The sequence below is a fragment of the Streptomyces sp. CHD11 genome, from assembly GCF_018638295.1.
Lineage (GTDB): Bacteria > Actinomycetota > Actinomycetes > Streptomycetales > Streptomycetaceae > Streptomyces.
Window position 1 is genome coordinate 121,075 of sequence record NZ_JABTTS010000002.1, and the last position, 13,931, is coordinate 135,005.

The following is a 13,931-nucleotide window of genomic DNA, read 5'->3' on the forward strand; positions in this document are numbered from 1 at the left end:
CGGTCAGAGCTCGGGGCCCTCCCCCGGCTGCTCCTGGTAGGAGTAGCGCTGTTCCCTCCAGGGGTCACCCACGTTGTGGTACCCGCGTTCCTCCCAGAAACCCCGGCGGTCGGCGGTCATGTACTCCACACCGCGCACCCATTTGGGGCCCTTCCAGGCGTACAGATGGGGGACGACCAGCCGCAGCGGGAAGCCGTGCTCGGCGGTCAGCAGCTCGCCGTCCTTGTGGGTGGCGAAGAGGGAGCGCGCGGACAGGAAGTCCGCGAGCCGCAGGTTGGAGCTGAATCCGTACTCCGCCCACACCATCACATGGGTGACGTCGGGTGCGGGCGGGGCGATGTCCACGATGGTCCGCGCCGGGATCCCGCCCCACTCGGCACCGGTCATGCTGAACTTGGTGACGCAGTGCAGATCGGCCACCACGGTGTCGTACGGCAGTGCCGTGAACTCCTCGTGGTTCCAGCAGTGCTTCGCACCGTCGGCGGTGGCGCCGAAGACCCGGAACTCCCAGCGCTCGGGCCGGAACCTGGGCACCGGCCCGTAGTGCGTGACCGGCCAGCCCTTCTGCAGCCGCTGTCCCGGCGGGAGCTCCTCGGAGTGCGCCGTTCCTCCTGCTGCGCGCTCCCCCGATGCACGATCCGCCGGCTGACCCATGTCCCCATCCTGACAGACCGGGGGCGATGCCCCTGAACCGGGCCCGGCAGATTCATACAGAACCGAAGGAAATGGACTAAGTGTGCCCTTACTTACTAAGTCAACACTTACTGGACGATCTCACTCGCAGGTGCAATCATGCGCCCCAATCTGCCAGTCCCCCGCGCGGAAGGAGCCCATGCGATGCAGGGCGACCCCGAGGTCATCGAGTTCCTGAACGAGCAGCTGACCGCCGAGCTCACGGCGATCAACCAGTACTTCCTGCACTCGAAGCTGCAGGACCACAAGGGCTGGACGAAACTCGCCCAGTACACGCGCGCCGAGTCCTTCGACGAGATGCGTCACGCGGAGGTGCTCACCGACCGCATCCTGCTGCTCGACGGTCTGCCGAACTACCAGCGCCTGTTCCACGTCCGGGTCGGGCAGACGGTCACCGAGATGTTCCAGGCCGACCGGGAGGTCGAGCTCGAGGCGATCGACCGGCTGCGCCGCGGGGTGGAGGTCATGCGCAACAAGAACGACATCACCTCGGCCAACATCTTCGAGGCGATCCTGGCCGACGAGGAGCACCACATCGACTATCTCGACACCCAGCTGGAGCTGATCGAGAAGCTGGGCGAGGCGCTCTACATCTCGACGGTCATCGAGCAGTCCCAGCCGGACTCCTCGGGTCCGGGCACGGGCGGCTTCTCGACGCCCTGACGCGAGATCTAGGCGGCTTCCGGAAGCTCCGCCGCGAGGGGCCGGCCACCCTGCTCGATCAGTTCCCGGCGGGGGCAGGAGCCGCGGCCGAGCAGTGCCTGGATACGCCGTACACAGCCACCGCAGTCGGTGCCGGCCTTGCAGGCGGAGGCGATCTGCCGGGGTGTGTTCGCACCGGCTTCCGCGTGCCCCTTCACCTGTTCCTCGGTCACGCCGAAGCAGCTGCAGACGAACACGCGGGTCACCTCCCGACGGAGTACTGGGCCGAGCCGAACCGACCCTGGATCGGTGAGGCTAACCTAACCTTACCTGCCGCTCGGAGGGCACAGAAGAGGGGCGGGGCGTGATCCGATGTGATACACGCCCCACCCCTCACCACCGTGTCACCGGCCGGTCCGGCTACTGGTCCCGGTACATCTCCGCGACAAGAAACGCCAGGTCAAGGGACTGGCTGCGGTTGAGGCGCGGGTCGCAGGCCGTCTCGTAGCGCTGGTGCAGATCGTCGACGAAGATCTCGTCGCCGCCGCCCACGCACTCGGTGACATCGTCACCCGTGAGCTCCACATGGATACCGCCCGGATGGGTGCCGAGCTCCTTGTGGACCTCGAAGAAGCCCTTCACCTCGTCGAGCACATCGTCGAAGCGGCGGGTCTTGTGACCGGAGGCCGCCTCGTAGGTGTTGCCGTGCATCGGGTCGGTGATCCAGGCGACCGTGGCACCGGACGCGGTGACCTTCTCGACCAGCTCGGGAAGCCTGTCACGGATCTTGTCCGCGCCCATCCGGACGATGAAGGTCAGACGGCCGGGCTCCCGCTCGGGGTCGAGGCGCTCGATGTACTGCAGAGCCTCCTCGGCCGTCGTGCTCGGGCCGAGCTTGATGCCGATCGGGTTGCGGATCCTCGAGGCGAACTCGATGTGCGCGTGGTCCAGCTGCCGGGTGCGCTCCCCGACCCACACCATGTGCGCGGAGACGTCGTACAGGTGCCCGGTGCGGGAGTCGACGCGGGTCAGCGCCGACTCGTAGTCCATCAGCAGCGCCTCGTGCGAGGAGAAGAACTCGACGGTCTTGAACTCCTCCGGCTCCGCGCCGCAGGCCTGCATGAAGTTCAGCGCCTGGTCGATCTCACGGGCGAGCTGCTCATAGCGCTGGCCGGACGGGGAGGACTTCACGAAGTCCTGGTTCCAGGCATGGACCTGGCGCAGGTCGGCGTAGCCGCCGGTGGTGAAGGCGCGCACCAGGTTCAGCGTGGACGCCGACGCGTGGTACATGCGCTTCAGCCGCTCGGGGTCCGGGATCCGGGCCGCTTCGGTGAAGTCGAACCCGTTGACCGAGTCGCCCCGGTAGGTGGGCAGGGTCACGCCGTCACGGGTCTCGGTCGGCTTGGAGCGCGGCTTGGAGTACTGGCCGGCGATCCGCCCGACCTTCACCACGGGCACGGACGCGGCGTAGGTGAGGACGGCGCCCATCTGCAGGAGCGTCTTGAGCTTGCTGCGGATGTGGTCGGCGGACACGGCGTCGAAGGCCTCGGCGCAGTCGCCGCCCTGGAGGAGGAACGCCTCTCCCTTGGCGACGGACGCCATCCGGGCGCGCAGCTGGTCGCACTCGCCCGCGAAGACGAGCGGCGGATACGACTCGAGGTCCGCGATCACTGCGCGCAGAGCCTCGGTGTCGGGGTACTCGGGCTGCTGCGCCGCGGGCAGGTCTCGCCAGGTGTTGCCAGCGCTCGCGCTGGTCTTAGCGTTCACGGTCACGGGACCCACATTACGGGGTCGGATCGGTCGTCCATCCCGGCGCTCAACAAATGAGACAAGGGCCGCACAGCGCGAGGATGCGCTAGGGTCGGAGCCATGTTCGCGCACTCGACCCGTAACTGGTGGTGGACCGCTCTCCCGGCGGCCCACTGACTGCGCGTACGCACAGACTTCGCGAAGGCCGCCCGAGGGGCGGCCTTCGGTGTTTCCGGGGTCGTTCCTCTCCCTGTGACGAGACGAGGAACGCATGACGAACCTGGCACAGCTGCCCCACGACGACCGTCCCTTCGCCCTGCTGCGCCGCCGCACCCCGGGCCACGACCACGAGATGGTCGAGCTGCTGATCGGCCCGGTCGGCACCCGTGAGCGACTGGCCGGCCTCCCCGACGAGGGGCTGGCGCTCGTCCCCTTCCGGCAGATCCGCGAGCGCGGCTTCGACGTGCGCGACGACGGCACCCCACTGCTGGTGCTGACCCCGGAGGAACGCCACGAGATCCCGCTCGCCGAAGCCCTCGACCGGCTCCCCGCGCACCACGTCCGCGTCGAGGGCGGCCGCTTCGACGTCGGTGACGAGGAGTACGCGGAGATCGTCGGACGCGTCCTGGACGAGGAGATCGGGCGGGGCGAGGGCGCCAACTTCGTGATCCGTCGGACGTACGAGGGGGAGATCGCCGGATTCGGGCGGGCCGACGCGCTGGCGCTGTTCCGGCGCCTGCTGGAGGGCGAGCGGGGCGCCTACTGGACGTTCGTCGTCCACACCGGGGACCGGACGCTGGTCGGGGCCAGCCCCGAGGTGCATGTCAGAGCCTCCGGCGGAACGGTCGTGATGAACCCGATCAGCGGGACCTACCGCTACCCGGACGGGGGGCCGAGCCCCGAGCACCTGCTGGAGTTCCTCGCCGACGGCAAGGAGATCGAGGAACTGTCGATGGTCGTCGACGAGGAGCTCAAGATGATGTGCACCGTCGGCGACATGGGCGGGATCGTGATCGGCCCCCGCCTGAAGGAGATGGCGCACCTCGCGCACACCGAGTACGAGCTGCGCGGCCGGTCCTCGCTGGACGTGCGCGAGGTGCTGAAGGAGACCCTGTTCGCGGCGACCGTCACGGGGTCGCCGGTGCAGAACGCCTGCCGGGTCATCGAACGGCACGAGGTCGGCGGGCGCCGCTACTACGCGGGCGCGCTGGCGCTGATCGGCCGGGACGAGGGCGGCGCCCAGACCCTCGACTCCCCCATCCTCATCCGCACCGCCGACATCGACGCGGCCGGGCGGCTGCGGGTGCCGGTCGGGGCCACGCTGGTGCGCGGCTCGGACCCGGCGGGCGAGGTGGCGGAGACCCACGCCAAGGCGGCCGGGGTACTGGCCGCGCTGGGTGTGCGTCCCGGGCGCCCGCGCGAGGAGTCCGTACGGCCGGAGCTGGCCGACGACCCGCGGGTGCGGGCGGCGCTGGACGGACGCCGGTCCTCGCTGGCGCCGTTCTGGCTGCGGATGCAGGAACGGTCGGGCACCCTCACCGGTCACGCCCTGGTGGTCGACGCGGAGGACACCTTCACCGCGATGCTGGCCCATGTGCTGCGCGCCGCCGGACCGGACGTCACCGTGCGCCGGTACGACGAGCCGGGCCTGCGGGAGACGGTCCTGGCGCACGACGGCCCGTTGGTACTGGGGCCCGGCCCCGGCGACCCCTCCGACACGGCGGACCCGAAGATGCGGTTCCTGCGCGCCCTGACCGCCGACGTCCTCCGGGAGAACCGGCACGGCGTCCTCGGCGTCTGTCTCGGCCATGAGCTGATCGCGGCCGAGCTGGGCCTGGAGATCGTACGCAAGGAGGTCCCGTACCAGGGGGCCCAGACGGAGATCGATCTCTTCGGGCGGCCGGAGACGGTCGGCTTCTACAACAGTTTCGTGGCGCACTGCGACGACGACACCGCGCGGGAGCTGGCCCGGCACGGTGTCGAGGTGAGCCGCACGGCGGGCGGTGATGTGCACGCGCTGCGGGGGGCGGGGTTCGCCTCGCTGCAGTTCCACCCCGAGTCGGTGCTGACGCTGAACGGCGCGGCGGTGGTGCGGGAGCTGATGGGTCAGCTCCGCGGCACCAGCACGTTCTCCGAGCGCCGGCCCGCGGTGTAGTCGAGGACGTTGTCCACCGTGGTCGCGACGATCTGTCCGACGGCGTCCTCGGTGTAGTACGCCTGGTGGGAGGTGACCAGCACGTTGGGGAAGGTGACGAGGCGGGCCAGGGTGTCGTCGTCGACGGCCTCCAGGGACTTGTCGAGGAAGAACAGGCCCGCCTCCGCCTCGTACACGTCCAGGCCGACGCCGGTGAAGCGGCCCGCGCGCAGCTCGGTGACGAGGGCGGCGGTGTCAATGAGGCCGCCGCGGCTGGAGTTCACCAGGATGGCGTCGTCCCGCATCGTCTTCAGGGCGCCGGCGTCGATGAGGTGCTGGGTCGCGGGGAGGAGCGGGACGTGCAGGCTGATCAGGTCGGACTCGGCGAGGAGCTGCTCCTTGGGGACGTAGGTCATGCCGAGTTCCCGGCAGGCGGGGTTCTCGGCGACGTCCCAGCCGAGCAGCCGCATGCCGAAGCCGTGGGCGATCCGGGCGAACGCCTCGCCGATCTTCCCGGTGCCGAGGATGCCGGCGGTGCGCCCGTGCAGGTCTCGGCCCATCAGTCCGTCGAGCCGGAAGTCGAAGTCGCGGGTGCGGGTGGAGGCGCGGACGATCCGGCGGTTCACCGCCATCGCGAGGGTCCAGGCGAACTCGGCGACCGAGTACGGGGAGTAGTACGAGACCCGGGCGACCGTCAGGCCGAGGCGTCCGGCGACCTCCAGGTCGATGTTGTTGAAGCCGGTGGAGCGCTGGGCGATCATCCGGGTGCCGCCGGCGGCGAGGCCGGAGAGCACCTCGGCGCCGAGGTCGCAGTTGACGCTGGTGGAGATGATCTCGTGGCCGGCGGCGATGGGGGCGGTGTCGGCGTTGAGGAAGACGTCCACTCCGCGCACCGGGTGGTGGCCCGCGAAGGCCCGCTCGACCAGGGGCTTCTCGTCCGCCTGCACACCGAACGCCAGAATCTCCACGGGGTCCCTCCGGGGGTTGTGCCGGGTTTACTGCCGTGCCGGCGAATATACGGGGCGGGGAGGGGGTGTGCCTGGGCCGAACGGGGTAGGGCTCGATGTTTGCGCGCGCCCGGCGTCGAGGCTGGGCGGGGGGTGTCGCGCAGCCCGGCGCTTGCGGGGTGCCGTCGCGCCCACCCGTGCCGCCCTGCGGCACGACTGCCCGCGGTAGCGGGAGCGGCAGCGGGGCGGGGGCGGGATGAGGGCGGTGTCAGCCGAAGAAGACGCCGACCTCCTCGTAGAGTTGCGGCTGCACCGTTTTCAACTGCGCGGTGGCCGCGGCGATCGGCACGCGGACGATGTCGGTGCCGCTGAGCGCGACCATCTTGCCGAAGTCCCCGTCCCGCACGCAGTCGATGGCGTGCAGCCCGAACCGGGTGGCGAGCCACCGGTCGAAGGCGCTCGGCGTACCGCCCCGCTGCACATGGCCCAGGACGGTGGTGCGGGCCTCGTTGCCGGTGCGCTTCTCGATCTGCTTGGCGAGCCACTCACCGACCCCGGAGAGCCGGACGTGTCCGAAGGAGTCCAGCGACTGGTCCTTGAGCACCATGTCCCCGTCCCTCGGCACGGCACCCTCGGCGACGACCACGATCGGCGCGTACGAGGCACGGAACCGGGACGTCACCCAGGCGCAGACCTGGTCGACGTCGAAGGGCTGCTCGGGGACGAGGATGACGTTGGCGCCGCCCGCCAGCCCCGAGTGGAGGGCGATCCAGCCGGAGTGACGCCCCATCACCTCCACCACCAGCACCCGCATATGCGATTCCGCGGTGGTGTGCAGCCGGTCGATGGCCTCGGTGGCGATCCCGACGGCGGTGTCGAAGCCGAAGGTGTAGTCGGTGGCGGAGAGGTCGTTGTCGATGGTCTTGGGCACCCCCACACACGGAATGCCGTACTCGTCGGCGAGCCGGGTGGCGACGCCGAGGGTGTCCTCACCGCCGATGGTGATGAGCGCCTCCACGTCCAGCGCGGCGAGGTTCTCCTTGATCCGGCGGATGCCGTTCTCGTCGTTCAGCGGATTGGTCCGCGAGGAGCCGAGGATGGTGCCGCCGCGGGGGAGGATGCCGCGGACGGCGGGGATGTCGAGGGGGACGGTGTGCCCGTCGAGCGGGCCGCGCCAGCCGTCCCGGAATCCGGTGAATTCGTAGCCGTACTCCTGCACGCCCTTGCGGACGATGGCCCGGATGACGGCGTTGAGCCCGGGGCAGTCGCCGCCTCCGGTCAGTACTCCGACCCGCATGTGGAAGTGTCCCTTCGCCATGGTTGCCGAAATGCCGTTCTTTCCCACCTGCACGGTAAGGGTGATCCGGGTCACATCGACATGGTCGGGACGGTCAATTCCTGAGGCAACCAGGGGCGTTGATCCCCGCTACTCGTCGTCGAGGCCACGCTCGATGGCGTAGCGGACGAGCTCCACGCGGTTGTGCAGCTGAAGCTTGCCGAGGGTGTTCTGTACGTGGTTCTGCACGGTGCGGTGGGAGATGACGAGCCGTTCGGCGATCTGCTTGTAGCTGAGGCCCTTGGCGACCAGGCGCAGCACCTCGGTCTCGCGGTCGGTCAGCCGGGGTGTCCCCGGTTCGCCGTCGGCGGGAGCGGCACCGGCCGGTTCGGAGGCCAGCCGGCGGTACTCGCCGAGGACCAGTCCGGCCAGGCCCGGGGTGAACACCGGGTCCCCGGCGGCGGTACGGCGCACCGCGTCCTGGAGGTCCCCGGTGGACGCCGACTTCAGCAGATAGCCGGTGGCGCCGGACTTCACCGCTTCCAGGACGTCGGCGTGCTCCCCGCTGGCGGACAGGACGAGCACCCGGACGGCGGGGTTCGCGGCGACGACCTCCTTGCACACCTGGACGCCGGGCTTGCCGGGCAGGTTCAGGTCGAGGACCAGGACATCGGGCGAGGCCGCCTTGGCGCGGCGCACCGCCTGCTCGCCGTCGCCGGCGGTGGCGACGACCTCGAATCCCGCCTCGGAGAGGTCGCGGGCGACGGCGTCGCGCCACATGGGGTGGTCGTCGACCACCATCACCCTGATCGGGTCCGTGTCCTTCCCGGTGGTGTCCGTCATCGCCGCTCCGCCTTCCCCCGCGTGTCGTTCATCTTCTTCTTCGTCTCCTTGGGCACCTTCAGCTCGACCTCCGTGCCCTGCCCCGGTACCGAGATCAGGTCGGCGCTGCCGCCGAGGTCACGCAGCCGGCCCCGGATGGACAGGGCCACCCCGAGCCGCCCCTCGCCCTCGGCCCGGGCGAGCCGCCCCTCGGGGATGCCGGGCCCCTCGTCGCGGACGGTGACGATCACCTCGTCCGGTTCGTCCTCGACCAGGATCCACGCACGGGCCTGTTCACCGGCGTGCTCGCGCACGTTGTCCAGGGCCGCTCCCACGGCGGCTGCCACCTCCCGCGCGGCGGCCGGTGGCAGCCGCACCGGCGCTCCGGGCTCGGCGAGGCTGACCAGGGCTCCGGCGTAGGGGGCGAGCAGGGAGCGCAGGTCGACCGGCTCGTCGTCGTCCCCGGTGTCGTCCTCGTCGAGTGCCACGGCCCGTACGACGGCGCCCCGGGCGGCGTCCTCCGAGGCGCGGGAGACGGGTACGAGGCCGCCGGAGACGAGCGTGCGCAGCGCCACCTCCTGCTCGCCGGCCATCCGGCCCAGCTCCGCGGCCTCACCGCCGATCACGGCCCCGCGCCGCTGCACCATCGCCAGCACCTGGAGCACGCCGTCGTGGATGTCCCGCGCGAGCCGTTCCCGCTCGCGGGTCGCGGCCTCGATCTCCAGGGCGCGGGCGAGGGTGCGCTCGGAGGCGCGGGCGACCTCGACGACGTAGCCGATGGCGATGGAGGCGACCCAGACCAGGATCACGTTGTGCACGGTGTCGCGGGCGGGTCCGCCGCGCTGGATCAGGTTGGCGACGGCGACGAGGGTGGAGGCGAGGGCCGCCCAGCGCCAGCCGCCCTTGATGGCGAAGGCCAGCACGGATCCGGCGGTCCAGATCGACGGCAGGGTGGGGCCGCCCGTGTGGACGCGGTCGGGGTCGTCGACGAGGGGCGTGAGCAGGATGCCGGTGAGCGCGATGGTCAGGTCGGCGGTGAGGAAGCGCTTGGTGCAGGCGGCGGCGCTCACGACCCTGGGCAGGGTGGCGAGGGTCCACACCACCAGTACGGCGAAGAACCCGAGGGCGAGCCAGGGGCGGGCGAAGTTCTCGTAGGCGGCGGCGAACAGGCCGACCGCGTACATCATGGTGAGGACCCGGTAGCCGGCCAGCGCGCGCCACAGCGGCTGCTCGACCGACATGCGCATGACTCTCTCGCGCTTCGGCATGGTCCGTCCCCCCGCTCCCGCCCCGGTACCCGCTAGGGACCGGAGCGTCTCCCGGTCTCGTCCCGGTCGGCCTGCTCCATGGCGGCCCTCAGCTTCTCGGCCTGTTCCTTCTCCGCACGGGCGAGGGCGGCCTTCGCCTCCTTCTCCGCTTCCTTCTCGGCCTTGGCCGCCTCGGTGAGCTGACGCTTCATGGCGGTGGCGTACATGTCGACGTACTCCTGGCCGGAGAGCTTCATGATTTCGTACATGACCTCGTCGGTCAGCGCGCGGAGGACGAAACGGTCGTGCTCCATGCCCTGGTAACGGGTGAAGTCCAGGGGCCTGCCGATCCGGATGCCGGGCCGCATCAGCTTCGGCCTGACCTGCCCGGGGGGCTGGATCTTCTCCGTGTCGATCATCGCGACCGGGATCACGGGCGCCCCGGTGGCCAGCGCCACGCGCGCGAGGCCGCCCGGCTTGCCCCGGTAGAGCCGGCCGTCGGGCGAGCGGGTGCCCTCCGGGTAGATCCCGAACAGCTCGCCGCGCTCCAGCACCTCTATGCCGCTCCTGATCGCGGCCTCACCGGCGCCGCGCCCACCGGAGCGGTCCACCGGGAGCTGGCCCGCACCCTTGAAGAAGGCGGCCGTCAGCCGGCCCTTCATCCCCGGGGTGGTGAAGTACTCGGCCTTGGCGATGAAGGTGACCTTGCGGTGCAGTACGGCCGGCAGGAAGAACGAGTCGGAGAACGACAGGTGGTTGCTGGCCAGAATGGCGGGGCCCTCGGCGGGGATGTTCTCCAGGCCGTCCACCCAGGGCCTGAAGGCGAGCTTCAGCGGCCCTCCGATGGCGACCTTCATCGTGCCGTACAACAACCGAGTGCCTCCTGTGTGTGTAGGTCAGACCATATCCCGGGGGACCGTCAATGGCCCCGACGGCCCTGGTCGGTGTCAGTACGGTCGCGTACGGTGAAGGTCCTGCAATCCGTGTGCCGCCCGTGCCCCGGCCGTCATGACGCGCCGGCGCTTCCCCTCGACCGATCGAACAGGAGGCCGAAGGTGTCGGTCCTGCCCGGAGCCGAGCCGTACCGCCACGAGGGCGGGGAGACCGCCGTTCTCCTCTGCCACGGCTTCACCGGTTCACCGCAGTCCCTGCGCCCCTGGGCGGAGCATCTGGCCGCACGCGGCCTGACCGTCTCACTGCCACTACTGCCCGGCCACGGCACCCGCTGGCAGGACCTCGGGGTCACCGGCTGGCAGGACTGGTACGCGCAGGTGGACCGTGAGCTGCGGCTGCTGCGGGAGCGCTCCGAACGGCTCTTCGTGGCCGGGCTGTCGATGGGCGGCGCGCTGGCGCTGCGGCTGGCGGCACGGCACGGTGACGCGGTGAGCGGCGTGATGGTCGTCAACCCGGCGAACAAGATGCACGGAGTGGCCGCGCACGCCCTCCCCGTACTCCGCCATCTCGTCCCGACGACGAAGGGCATCGCGAGCGACATCGCCAAGCCGGGCAGCACGGAGATCGGCTACGAGAAGGTCCCGCTGCACGCGGCGCACTCCCTGCGGAACTTCTTCCGGCTCGTCGACGGCGAGCTGCCCCAGGTCACCCAGCCGCTGCTGCTGATGCGCAGCCCGCAGGACCATGTGGTGCCGCCCGCGGACTCGGCGCGGATCCTCGGCCGGGTGTCGTCCACGGACGTGACGGAGGTCCTGCTGGAACAGAGCTACCACGTGGCGACGTTGGACCATGACGCGGAGCGCATCCTCGAGGAGAGCACCGCGTTCATCGGCCGACTGGCACCCGGCTCCGTCCAGGAGCAGGAGACCGGTCTCGGCAAGGAAGGGACGACCACAGGTGGCTGAGAACGACTCGGACCGGGAAGGCCGCGAGCCGGAGGAGAAGGGCGTCCCCTTCGACGAGGCCGCCGCGTGGGAGGCGATCGTCACCGGGTACGGCGAGGAGCCGCCGGACCCGCCGGGCGCCAAGCCCTTCAAGTCCATCGAGGATCTGGCGCTGCTGGAGGCCGAGACCAACGACGAGGACGACGGCGACACGAAGACGGCACCCCGCAGGGCCGAGGACAAGCCGGCCAAGCCGCTCGGCGGCTCCGTCTCCTTCGCCCCCGGCGTCGGCGGTGGCGGCGGAGGCCCGCGTGACTACAGCGTGGCCGAGCCCGCGGAGGAGGACCTCGACGAGACCGACGAGGGCCACTTCGTCCCGCCGGAGCCCCCGCCGCTCCCGGAGACGGACGTGACCTCCCGGTTCGCCTGGCTCGGCGTCCTGGGCGGCCCGCTGCTCCTGCTGCTGGCGGTGCTCTTCGGCTGGTACATGACCTGGTGGATGACCACCCTGTGCATCGGCGGCTTCCTGGGCGGCTTCGCCACCCTGGTGATGCGGATGCGCACGGACGACGAGGACGAGGACGACCCGGGGCGCGGCGCGGTGGTCTGAGGCCGCGGGCAGGCGGTCAGGCTGCGGGCACCCGGACGGGGGCCAGCACCGGAAGATGATCGGTGGCCGCCGCGAGGTCCTCCTCCGTCACCCCCGGCTGCCCGAGCGGCACCCCGCACCCCAGCACCTCGACGCCCTTGCCGACGAACAGGGCGTCGATCCGCCGGTGCGGCTCGTCCCGTGTCCAGGTGTGCTCACCGCCCCAGGGAGCAGCGGCCCAGCAGTCGGTCAGGGTCTCCCCGATCCGCCGGAAGGTCCGCCCGCCCGCCCGCTCGTTCAGATCCCCGCCCGCCACGACATGCTGGACCCCCATCCCGGCAATCCGGTCGAGCAGCATGCCCGCCTGCTCGTACCGCTCGTCCTTCTCCAGCGACAGATGACAGCTCACCACCCCGAGCCGAGCCCCACCGAACCGCACCACCGCGGTGGCGAACCCACGCCGGTGCTGCCCCGGGGTGAGCGGCAGCAGTACATCCTCGGTCCGCTCGACGGTCGCCCGCAGCGAACACAGGAGGGCGGGCCCGGCGGCGGTGGCACCCCCGGACAGCATCACCAGCCCCGACTCCGACGCCAGCCGGGCCAGCTTCTTCCGCCACCGGAAGAACCGCGGCGCCTCCTGGACCAGCACCAGGTCGGGCGCACAGGCACTGATCACCCGGGCCAGCGCGTGGACGTCGTCCCGCATCGAGCGGATGTTGTAACTCAGCACCCGGACAACGGCCGAACCATCGGACTCGGTACGGGAGTCGGGCAGCAGCGGAGTCATCGCCATACGATCAAGATAGTCCGCCCCGCACCCTGACGCGGGTCAGCGCTCCACACGACCGACGAAGTCACGCCAGGCAACTCCGCGGACGACGAGCTGCGGCCCATCCTTCGCCTTGGAGTCACGCACATGCACGACCCCGGACGCGTGCGCCACCTCCACACAGCTGTCCCCCTGGGACCCGCTGTAGCTGCTCTTGAACCAGTCCAGCTCGCTGTTGGCGCTCATAGAGATCCTCGCATTCGCTGCAACAACTCCGCCGAGTCCGCCGGGGACAAGGCCTGCGAGCGCATCTTGGCATAGCGCATCTGCATCAGGCTGATGTCTTTTGGGACAGAGATCAGCTGTCCGGTCTGTTGTCCTTCCGAGTACCCGAACCACTGGTGTTCCGGCGCTTCCAGGAGTTGCATGGGTCCGTCCGTACCGGCGTGATGGGGCTGCCGCATCGGCATGATCTGCAGTTCCACGTTCCACAACTCGGTACACGCGAGGAGATGGTCGATCAGCTCCCGGGTGACATCCTCACCGCCCGTGTGCCGCAGCAGCACCGGCTCCTCGACGATGAAGCTGAACGCGATCGGCGGCCGGCGCCGGAGCAGTTCCTGCCGCGCCAGCCGGGCGGCGATCCTCTGCTCCAGTTGCTCCTCGCTGGGCGGAGGCGGCACGTTGAGCATCACAGCGCGGGTGTACGCCTCGGTCTGGAGCAGCCCCGGCACCACCCGGCACTCGTACGTACACAGTCCGACCGCCATCTCCTCCAACTGGGCCCACTCCCGGAACCACACCGCCAGCCCGCGCTGCCGCCCGAGATGCCGGACCATGGCCCGCAACACCCCGAACGCCTCCAGCTCCTCCTCCGCCCGCTCGACGAAGGCGGCGGTCGGCATGCGCCGCCCCTGCTCGACCGAAGCGACGGACGCATGGGAGTAGTTGAGCCGCTCGGCGAGCTGCTCCTGTGTCATCAGGGCACGTTCCCTGAACGTCTTCAAGGCCGCCCCGAATGCCTTGAGACTGTCGGACGACTCAAGCGTGCTGCCGTTCGCCATGGACGACGACCCCCTTGTCGCGTTACCGGCACACCTTCCAGCCGTACAACGCGCAGCCAGCCGGGCAGGGTTACGCACCGCCCCCGCTCACAGCCCGTACAAGACCTCGCGTACGCGTCACGCCTTCCGCCTCAGGAAACTCCCCAGACCCACGGCGTACA

The 13,931-nt window shown here is 70.4% G+C and carries 16 protein-coding genes; 5 read left to right on the forward strand and 11 right to left on the reverse strand.

What is annotated here, in order from left to right; genetic code table 11:
* Window positions 1-3 precede the first annotated feature (3 nt).
* Complete coding sequence (locus tag HTV45_RS02240) at window positions 4-654, reverse strand: sulfite oxidase-like oxidoreductase (protein ID WP_215203870.1); 651 nt, start codon at window positions 652-654, stop codon at window positions 4-6.
* A gap of 183 nt (window positions 655-837) precedes the next feature.
* On the opposite strand from HTV45_RS02240, the gene bfr reads away from it, so the two are divergent.
* Window positions 838-1,356 carry a bacterioferritin gene (bfr, locus tag HTV45_RS02245; protein ID WP_215203871.1) on the forward strand — a complete coding sequence of 173 codons (519 nt, stop codon included), beginning with the start codon at window positions 838-840 and terminating at the stop codon, window positions 1,354-1,356.
* Window positions 1,357-1,364: 8 nt separating this feature from the next.
* Here the strand turns inward: bfr and HTV45_RS02250 are convergent, their stop codons facing one another.
* Both HTV45_RS02250 and HTV45_RS02255 read right to left on the reverse strand, forming a co-directional pair.
* Window positions 1,365-1,592, reverse strand: coding sequence for a bacterioferritin-associated ferredoxin (locus HTV45_RS02250; RefSeq protein ID WP_215203872.1), 228 nt, complete (start codon window positions 1,590-1,592; stop codon window positions 1,365-1,367).
* A 163-nt stretch (window positions 1,593-1,755) separates the two neighbouring features.
* The gene (locus HTV45_RS02255) at window positions 1,756-3,108 is read right to left on the reverse strand and encodes a class II 3-deoxy-7-phosphoheptulonate synthase (RefSeq protein WP_215203873.1); all 1,353 of its coding nucleotides are present in this window, start codon (window positions 3,106-3,108) and stop codon (window positions 1,756-1,758) included.
* A gap of 96 nt (window positions 3,109-3,204) precedes the next feature.
* Between HTV45_RS02255 and HTV45_RS35150 the strand changes: the two genes are divergently transcribed.
* Together HTV45_RS35150 and HTV45_RS02265 are read left to right on the forward strand one after the other, a co-directional pair.
* On the forward strand, window positions 3,205-3,261 hold the full coding sequence (locus HTV45_RS35150) for a trp operon leader peptide (RefSeq protein ID WP_189556047.1): 57 nt from the start codon (window positions 3,205-3,207) through the stop codon (window positions 3,259-3,261).
* 94 nt (window positions 3,262-3,355) lie between these two features.
* Window positions 3,356-5,239, forward strand: coding sequence for an anthranilate synthase family protein (locus HTV45_RS02265; protein WP_215203874.1), 1,884 nt, complete (start codon window positions 3,356-3,358; stop codon window positions 5,237-5,239).
* Here HTV45_RS02265 and HTV45_RS02270 read toward each other — a convergent pair.
* The 5 genes from HTV45_RS02270 to HTV45_RS02290 all read right to left on the reverse strand — a co-directional run bounded on the left by HTV45_RS02270 (window position 5,191) and on the right by HTV45_RS02290 (window position 10,367).
* Entirely contained in the window at window positions 5,191-6,186 is a 996-nt protein-coding gene (locus HTV45_RS02270; protein WP_215203875.1) for a 2-hydroxyacid dehydrogenase, read from the reverse strand. The two genes, HTV45_RS02265 and HTV45_RS02270, sit on opposite strands and share 49 nt — an antisense overlap.
* A 247-nt stretch (window positions 6,187-6,433) precedes the next feature.
* Entirely contained in the window at window positions 6,434-7,462 is a 1,029-nt protein-coding gene (locus HTV45_RS02275; RefSeq protein WP_215204094.1) for a 6-phosphofructokinase, read from the reverse strand.
* A 129-nt stretch (window positions 7,463-7,591) separates the two neighbouring features.
* Entirely contained in the window at window positions 7,592-8,284 is a 693-nt protein-coding gene (locus HTV45_RS02280; protein ID WP_215203876.1) for a response regulator transcription factor, read from the reverse strand.
* Window positions 8,281-9,531: a MacS family sensor histidine kinase gene (gene macS, locus HTV45_RS02285; RefSeq protein WP_215203877.1), complete on the reverse strand. Its 1,251-nt coding sequence runs from the start codon at window positions 9,529-9,531 to the stop codon at window positions 8,281-8,283. Before macS ends, HTV45_RS02280 begins: the two co-directional genes overlap by 4 nt.
* A 32-nt stretch (window positions 9,532-9,563) precedes the next feature.
* Entirely contained in the window at window positions 9,564-10,367 is an 804-nt protein-coding gene (locus tag HTV45_RS02290; RefSeq protein ID WP_215204095.1) for a 1-acyl-sn-glycerol-3-phosphate acyltransferase, read from the reverse strand.
* A gap of 198 nt (window positions 10,368-10,565) precedes the next feature.
* Here HTV45_RS02290 and HTV45_RS02295 point away from each other — a divergent pair, with 198 nt between their 5' ends.
* Both HTV45_RS02295 and HTV45_RS02300 read left to right on the forward strand, forming a co-directional pair.
* Window positions 10,566-11,369: a carboxylesterase gene (locus HTV45_RS02295; RefSeq protein ID WP_215203878.1), complete on the forward strand. Its 804-nt coding sequence runs from the start codon at window positions 10,566-10,568 to the stop codon at window positions 11,367-11,369.
* Complete coding sequence (locus HTV45_RS02300; RefSeq protein WP_215203879.1) at window positions 11,362-11,958, forward strand: hypothetical protein; 597 nt, start codon at window positions 11,362-11,364, stop codon at window positions 11,956-11,958. The genes HTV45_RS02295 and HTV45_RS02300 overlap by 8 nt, the downstream gene beginning before the upstream one ends.
* Before the next feature lie 16 nt (window positions 11,959-11,974).
* Here HTV45_RS02300 and HTV45_RS02305 read toward each other — a convergent pair whose 3' ends face one another.
* The 3 genes from HTV45_RS02305 to HTV45_RS02315 are packed head-to-tail and all read right to left on the reverse strand — an operon-like array spanning window position 11,975 to window position 13,770.
* Complete coding sequence (locus HTV45_RS02305; protein ID WP_215203880.1) at window positions 11,975-12,730, reverse strand: endonuclease/exonuclease/phosphatase family protein; 756 nt, start codon at window positions 12,728-12,730, stop codon at window positions 11,975-11,977.
* 36 nt (window positions 12,731-12,766) lie between these two features.
* Window positions 12,767-12,952 (reverse strand): DUF397 domain-containing protein, encoded by a 186-nt coding sequence (locus tag HTV45_RS02310; protein WP_215203881.1) that lies wholly within the window; start codon window positions 12,950-12,952, stop codon window positions 12,767-12,769.
* Window positions 12,949-13,770 (reverse strand): helix-turn-helix transcriptional regulator, encoded by an 822-nt coding sequence (locus HTV45_RS02315; protein ID WP_215203882.1) that lies wholly within the window; start codon window positions 13,768-13,770, stop codon window positions 12,949-12,951. Before HTV45_RS02315 ends, HTV45_RS02310 begins: the two co-directional genes overlap by 4 nt.
* Window positions 13,771-13,931 lie beyond the last annotated feature (161 nt).

Bases quoted from the DNA above. Each gene is read 5' to 3' on its own strand.
- HTV45_RS02275 (WP_215204094.1), bottom strand. From the start codon at position 7,462: ATGCGGGTCGGAGTACTGACCGGAGGCGGCGACTGCCCCGGGCTCAAC.
- bfr (WP_215203871.1), top strand. From the start codon at position 838: ATGCAGGGCGACCCCGAGGTCATCGAGTTCCTGAACGAGCAGCTGACC.
- HTV45_RS02280 (WP_215203876.1), bottom strand. From the start codon at position 8,284: ATGACGGACACCACCGGGAAGGACACGGACCCGATCAGGGTGATGGTG.
- HTV45_RS02240 (WP_215203870.1), bottom strand. From the start codon at position 654: ATGGGTCAGCCGGCGGATCGTGCATCGGGGGAGCGCGCAGCAGGAGGA.
- HTV45_RS02265 (WP_215203874.1), top strand. From the start codon at position 3,356: ATGACGAACCTGGCACAGCTGCCCCACGACGACCGTCCCTTCGCCCTG.
- macS (WP_215203877.1), bottom strand. From the start codon at position 9,531: ATGCCGAAGCGCGAGAGAGTCATGCGCATGTCGGTCGAGCAGCCGCTG.
- HTV45_RS02315 (WP_215203882.1), bottom strand. From the start codon at position 13,770: ATGGCGAACGGCAGCACGCTTGAGTCGTCCGACAGTCTCAAGGCATTC.
- HTV45_RS02305 (WP_215203880.1), bottom strand. From the start codon at position 12,730: ATGGCGATGACTCCGCTGCTGCCCGACTCCCGTACCGAGTCCGATGGT.
- HTV45_RS02310 (WP_215203881.1), bottom strand. From the start codon at position 12,952: ATGAGCGCCAACAGCGAGCTGGACTGGTTCAAGAGCAGCTACAGCGGG.
- HTV45_RS02290 (WP_215204095.1), bottom strand. From the start codon at position 10,367: ATGAAGGTCGCCATCGGAGGGCCGCTGAAGCTCGCCTTCAGGCCCTGG.